The 6,000-nt window shown below is 71.3% G+C and carries 5 protein-coding genes and 1 pseudogene; 5 read left to right on the plus strand and 1 reads right to left on the minus strand.

What is annotated here, in order from left to right:
• Positions 1-33 precede the first annotated feature (33 nt).
• The 3 genes from CXY82_RS08645 (at position 34) to CXY82_RS08655 (ending at position 2,857) form a co-directional block, all read left to right on the plus strand.
• Entirely contained in the window at positions 34-513 is a 480-nt protein-coding gene (locus CXY82_RS08645) for a GNAT family N-acetyltransferase (RefSeq protein WP_104170568.1), read from the plus strand.
• Between the two features lie 62 nt (positions 514-575).
• Positions 576-1,688 carry an aromatic acid exporter family protein gene (locus CXY82_RS08650; RefSeq protein WP_146067617.1) on the plus strand — a complete coding sequence of 371 codons (1,113 nt, stop codon included), beginning with the start codon at positions 576-578 and terminating at the stop codon, positions 1,686-1,688.
• A 101-nt stretch (positions 1,689-1,789) separates the two neighbouring features.
• Entirely contained in the window at positions 1,790-2,857 is a 1,068-nt protein-coding gene (locus CXY82_RS08655; protein ID WP_104170557.1) for an alpha/beta hydrolase, read from the plus strand.
• Positions 2,858-3,047: 190 nt separating this feature from the next.
• Here CXY82_RS08655 and CXY82_RS08660 read toward each other — a convergent pair whose 3' ends face one another.
• On the minus strand, positions 3,048-3,812 hold the full coding sequence (locus CXY82_RS08660; RefSeq protein ID WP_104170558.1) for an IclR family transcriptional regulator: 765 nt from the start codon (positions 3,810-3,812) through the stop codon (positions 3,048-3,050).
• Positions 3,813-3,927: 115 nt separating this feature from the next.
• Here CXY82_RS08660 and hutH point away from each other — a divergent pair, with 115 nt between their 5' ends.
• Entirely contained in the window at positions 3,928-5,478 is a 1,551-nt protein-coding gene (gene hutH, locus CXY82_RS08665; protein ID WP_104170559.1) for a histidine ammonia-lyase, read from the plus strand.
• A gap of 165 nt (positions 5,479-5,643) precedes the next feature.
• Positions 5,644-6,000 (plus strand): annotated as a pseudogene (locus tag CXY82_RS17935) (hypothetical protein); the annotation flags it as partial.

Here is a 6,000-nt window from a genome sequence, read left to right on the forward strand (position 1 = left end):
TCACGGATCACCTTCACCGTTTACTCTGTTCACATGCTGACGACCATCAACATTGAGTCCCCGCGGCAGCCGGAGATCGCCGAGTTGCTGCGACTGAGTGGCGATTGCGCCCACTCGCTGTACCCACCGGAGAGCAACTTTCTGCTCGACGTCGACGAGCTCGAGCAGCCGGGTGTCGCCGTGTACGTCGTGCGGGATGCGACGGCCCGCGCCCTGGGGATCGCCGCGCTGGTGGGTGGGGCCGGCACGACCAGCGCGGCGGAGCTGAAGCGCATGTTCGTGCACCCCGACGCCCGGGGCCGCGGCGTGGCCGCCCGCCTGCTGGCGGGGATCGAGACGGATGCCGCGGCCCGCGGCATCCGGGAAATCGTGCTGGAGACCGGGCCGGAGAGCTATGCGGCGCTCTCCTTCTATCGGAGCGTCGGCTACCGGGAGGTTCCCCTGTTCGGTCAGTACGTGGGCGAAGCCTTCAGCGTCTGCTTCGCCAAGACGATCCCGGGAACCCGGCCATGACCCGGGATCGGGCAGCCGCCGGCACTTCGGCGCAGGTGAGTGTGCATCGCGCACGGAGGACGGTGTCCTGGCTGGGAGTGGCCGCGACCAGCCCGAGAATCGTGCAGGCGGTCAAGGCCGCCATCGCCGTCGCCATCGCCTGGTCGATCGCGCCGTTGCTGCCTGGTGTGGCGGATGACTACCCCTACTACGCCCCGCTGGGCGCGCTAGTGAGCATGTACCCGACGCTGATGAGTTCGGTGCGGAACGCCCTGCAGACCCTGGGCGGCCTCACCGTCGGAATCCTGCTCGCGGGGGCGGTCATCGTTTTGAGCGAGCCGAACGTTCTCACCATCTCGCTCGCGGTCGGCGTCGGCGCCGCGATCTCGGCCACCGGCTGGTTCGGCGCCAGCCGGGAGTACATTCCGGTGACGGCGCTGTTCGTGCTGATCGTCGGCGGGCCGAATGCCGACGGTTATTCCATCGGGTATCTGGTGCAGATGACGCTGGGAATCGTGATCGGCCTCGCCGTGAACCTCCTCTTCTTTCCGCCGTTGGCCTTCGAAGCCGTCGGCCAGCAGCTGATCCGCTTTCGCCGCACCCTGGCCGACCAGCTCTCGGAGGTGGCCGACGCCCTGGCCGACAGCTGGCCGCCTGAACGGGACGGTTGGGCCTTCCGCAGTCAGGAGCTCGTGGCGGTTGGCCGCGCGGTGCGCGTGGCGGTCAGTCACGCCGATGACAGTCGCAAGGGCAACCCGCGCGCCCGCGTGCATCAGCGGGATCTTCGCTCGGACTACGACGAGCTGTCGGCCCTTGAGGACGTGACCTTCCACGTGCGCGACTTGACGGAGGTGCTAGCCGCGGCGGTCTGGGGTCAGCCGGTCCAGCTCGAGTTGCACCCCGAGTTGCGGCCGGCGCTCGGCCGGACCTTACACGCCGCGGCCGCCGTGCTGCGGGACTGGGACACGGATGATGACGAGCAGGCAGCATTCGCCGAGGCGGGTGCCGCTCTGACGGACCTGATGACCGAGCTGGACGAGCGGCGAAACTCTGCCCCGGTGATGTCGCTGGGGGTCGCGGCGACGGTCGCGATGGACGTCACCCGCATTCTCACCGCCCTACGGCCGCATATCCTGCCGGAGGCCGACGAGGCCGACGAGGCCGACGAGGCCCCGGACCCGACGCCGACGCGCTAATCCAGGCGAGGACGCCCCGCCCCGCCCCCCCCCAAACGGGATTCGGTGCGGCGCGAGAGACGAATTAGTCTCAATGCACTACCCCGCAGCTCGGAGCACACGTGAACACCGGCCCACGCCATCCCCGATTCGGCTCGCGTCGCATCCGTTTTCTGACGATTGCCGGCGCGGTGAGCATCGCCGTGGCTGCGACGGCCCTCCTCGGCGGCTTCCGCCCCCAGCTGTATTCCGTGACGCCCGACGAACCCGGCGACCAGCGCAGCGAGCTCGTCACGACCCAGATCGTCGGCATCCGAACGTTCGAGCGGCCAGGTGGCATCACGGTCGACGAAAATGTTGAGTACGGCACCCAGGCGGACGGTGCCGTGCTCACTCTCGACGTGTGCTCGCCGGCGATCACCCCCGCTGGGGAAACGACCCTCGAGGCGGCGCCGCCGGTCGTGCTGTCATCGGAGGACGCGGCGGCCGCGCTGCGTCCGGCCGTCATCTCCATCCACGGCGGCAGTTGGGCCCGAGGCGACAAGGGCAACAGCGACTGGCGCGCAGTCTGCGCCTGGCTCGCCTCCGAGGGATTCGTCGCCTACTCGGTGAACTACCGGATGGTACCGGATGCCGTGTTCCCCGCCGCGCTCGACGACGTCGCCCTGGCCGTGGAGTGGGCCCGCGACCCCGTCAATGCGCAGACCTACGGCATCGACCCCGACCGGATCGGCGTGTTCGGCGGCTCGGCCGGCGGCAACCTCGCCGCCCTGCTCGGCACCCGCGGTTCCGGGTCGCTGACCACGGGGGCCCGGGTCGCCGCGGTCGCCGAACTCTCCGCGCCGCTCGACCTCAGCCACAAGGCGCTCGTCACGGGCCGGGCCCCCGCGGGGCTGCAAAACATTGTGCGCGACTACGTCGGCTGCGAAACCCTGCGCGACTGCGCCAATGCCACGGCCGCGTCGCCGGCGAGCACCCTTGACCGCAGCGATCCGCCCGTATTCCTCGGCTCGTCGACCGACGAGTACATTCCGCTGTCGCAGGCCACCGGGTATGCGGCGGCACTCGAACGCTCGGGCGTCGCCCACGAGCTCGTGACGGTGCCGGGAACGCTGCACTCGATCGGCATCCTCGACGCAACCATGCGCGAGAAGGTGGCTGCCTTCCTGCACACGACGCTCGGTGAGTAGCTGCGAGGCCGTCTGGCGGCGGCGGGCCGGCGGTGCGGCGCGTCCTCGCGGCGCAGGGTAGGGAAGCGGGCACATGTTCTAACGTGCGCCCGCCTCCACAGGGTGCGCCGCGAGCGTTGTGGAGGCCGCGAGCCACGGCAGGCAGCGTGGAGGCGGGGAGCCGAGGGCAGGCAACACATGCGCCGCAGGGCTACGTGCCGCGGATGCGCCGGGAGAGCTGTGCGGCGGTGCCGCCGAGCTGCGCGGCGAGCGCCGGCCAGTCCGCCTCGGCGATGCGCTCGCGTGGGAAGGTGACGGCGATGCCCGCGGCGGGCCAGCCCGCGTGGTCGCGCACGGCCACGGCGACGGATGCCATCCCCTCCGTGATCTCCCCGTCCTCCAGGGCATACCCGTCCCGGCGCACCTGTTCAAGCAGGGTGCGCAGCTCCGCCGTGGTGCGTGGTCCCCGGCCGTGGCGCGTGGCGAAGGCGGCGGCGTTGGGGTACAGCGCCCGCAGCTGGGCTGCCGGCAGCGCGGCGAGGAGCGCACGCCCGCTCGCGGTGAGGTGGCTCGGGAGGCGCACGCCGACATCCGTCACCAGCGACGGGCGACGGGGGGCGCGCTCCTCGACGAGGTAGATCACGTCGCGCCCGTGCAGCACGACGAGGTGGGCGCTCTCACCGAGCCGGTCGACCAGCGCAGCGACGAGCGGACGGCCAAGGTGTGAGAGGGGCTGCTGCCGGGAGAAGCCCGAGCTCAGCTCGAAGGCGGCCAGTCCGAGGCCGTATCGCTGTTCCTCGGGCAGGTGCACCACGAAGCCCTGGTCGGCGAGCACCGCGAGCAGGTCGTAAACGCTCGAGCGGGGCAGGCCGAGGGCCGTGGCAATCTGGGACGCCGGCACCGGGCCACGCTGCGTGGCCAGATGGGAGAGGATGCGCAGCGTGCTTTGCGCCGCCGGAACCTTCGACGGGGTCATGCGCCTGCCTCCCGTGAACGGTGTGCGTGAACGGCACCGCTGAATGTCCGGTATCCCGGACAGCATCCACTCTAATCCCGTCGTGCGGGCGGCCCGGCTGGTGTCGAATCGGAGTATGAACCTCGCTAGCGCATCCGTCACCGTGGGTACCGGCCCGATCTCGTTCGCCGACGTCACCGCGGTGGCCCGCCACGATGCGCCCGTCCTGCTGCCCGTGGCGGCGCGTGAGGGCGTCGCCTCGACCCGCCGCATCATCGAGGGACTCGCGCAGGACGTGCACCCGCACTACGGGATTTCTACCGGCTTCGGGGCTCTTGCGACGACGTTCATCGAGAGCGACCGCCGCGCCCAGCTGCAGGCGAGCCTGGTGCGCTCGCACGCCGCGGGCAGCGGTCCCGAGGTCGAGCGCGAGGTCGTGCGCGCGCTGATGCTGCTACGCCTGTCGACTCTGATGACCGGGCGCACCGGCGTGCGGCCCGTGGTCGCCGAGACCTACGCGGCCCTGCTCAACGCCGGGATCACCCCCGTCGTACACGAATACGGCTCGCTCGGCTGCTCGGGCGACCTCGCACCGCTCGCGCACTGCGCGCTCGCGGTGATGGGCGAGGGGCTGGTGCGGGATGCGTCCGGCACTCTGATGGACGGCGGTCTGGCCCTGGCCGCGGCCGGCATCACCCCGGTCGTGCTGGGCGATAAGGAGGGGCTCGCCCTGATCAACGGCACCGACGGCATGCTCGGGATGCTCGTGCTCGCCCTCGCCGACCTGTCCCGCCTGCTCACGACCGCCGACATCGCTGCGGCCATGAGTGTCGAGGCCCTCCTCGGCACGGATGCCGCCTTCGCCGCCGACCTGCAGGCCCTCCGCCCCCAGCTCGGCCAGGCCACGAGCGCGGCCAATCTGCGCGCGCTGCTGGCCGGTTCCCCGCTGCTCGCCAGCCACTCCGGTCCCGACGACCCCACCGTGCAGGACGCCTACTCCATCCGCTGCGCCCCGCAGGTGCACGGCGCCGCGCGGGACACGATGGACCACGCCGCCCTGATCGCCGGCCGCGAGTTGGCCAGCGCGGTTGACAATCCCGTGGTCACCCTTGACGGCCGGGTGCAGTCCAACGGCAACTTCCACGGCGCCCCGGTGGGCTACGTGCTCGACTTCCTCGCGATCGCCGCCGCGGACGTCGCGAGCATGAGCGAGCGGCGCACCGACCGCCACCTCGACGCGAACCGCAACAAGGGACTGCCGCCGTTCCTGGCGCACGAGGTCGGCGTCGACTCGGGGCTGATGATCGCCCAGTACACCGCCGCCGGGATCGTGTCGGTTTTGAAGCGGCTGGCGGTGCCGGCATCCGTCGACTCGATCCCGTCGTCGGCCATGCAGGAGGACCATGTGTCGATGGGGTGGGCGGCCGCCCGCAAGCTGCGGCACTCGATCGACGGCCTCGGCCGGGTGCTCGCGATCGAGGTGATGACGGCGTCGCGGTCGCTCGACCTGCGCGCGCCGCTCACTCCCGGCGCGGCCACCGGCGCGGTGCGGGCCCTCGTGCGCACGGTGGCCGACGGCCCCGGCCACGACCGGTTTCTCTCCCCCGAGATCGAGGCGATCGTGGGCCTCGTGGCGTCGGGCGCGGTGCGGGATGCCGCGGCGGGCGTGGTCGGGCCGCTGGCCTGAGGCCCCGCAGGCGTCGCAGGACAGCACGGAATCCGGGCTGCGTCAATCGCTTGTCGGCCCCTCGGGCCCATGTCATGATGTGACCCGCTAACCCGTTGCAACCGCCCCGGAATTGCCCGTCGATGCCCTGAATCGATGCCCTGAAACAGTGAACTGCGGAGACTCATGAACCTCTCCCCCCGATCTCGTCTCCGCCTTTCCCTGCCCCCGGTCCCGCCGCGTTACCTGGCGACGCCGCTCGCCGCCGCCGTCATCGTCGCCCTCACGATTTTCGGGACACCCGCACGGTCCCTCGCCGACGACGCCCCTATTGCTGCAACGGAGGATCCGGCTGCCGCGGTGCCCGCTGTCCCTGAGACATGTCCCACGCTCCTCCCGACGAATGCCCCGCCGGCCGCGGATCCGGTCGACTCGGCTGCCGCGCCCTGCCCCATCAATGCGCCGACTTCTTCCTCGGTGCCGACGCTCACCCCGACACCCGTCCCCGAGCCCTTGCACGAGCCCGAGCCCGAGCCCGAGCCC

It is taken from the genome of Cryobacterium sp. M23 (assembly GCF_002929655.1).
Classification (GTDB): domain Bacteria; phylum Actinomycetota; class Actinomycetes; order Actinomycetales; family Microbacteriaceae; genus Cryobacterium; species Cryobacterium sandaracinum.

Excerpts from the sequence above, each read along its gene's own strand:
- CXY82_RS08645 (WP_104170568.1), top strand. The coding sequence starts at position 34 with ATGCTGACGACCATCAACATTGAGTCCCCGCGGCAGCCGGAGATCGCC.
- CXY82_RS08660 (WP_104170558.1), bottom strand. The coding sequence starts at position 3,812 with ATGACCCCGTCGAAGGTTCCGGCGGCGCAAAGCACGCTGCGCATCCTC.
- hutH (WP_104170559.1), top strand. The coding sequence starts at position 3,928 with ATGAACCTCGCTAGCGCATCCGTCACCGTGGGTACCGGCCCGATCTCG.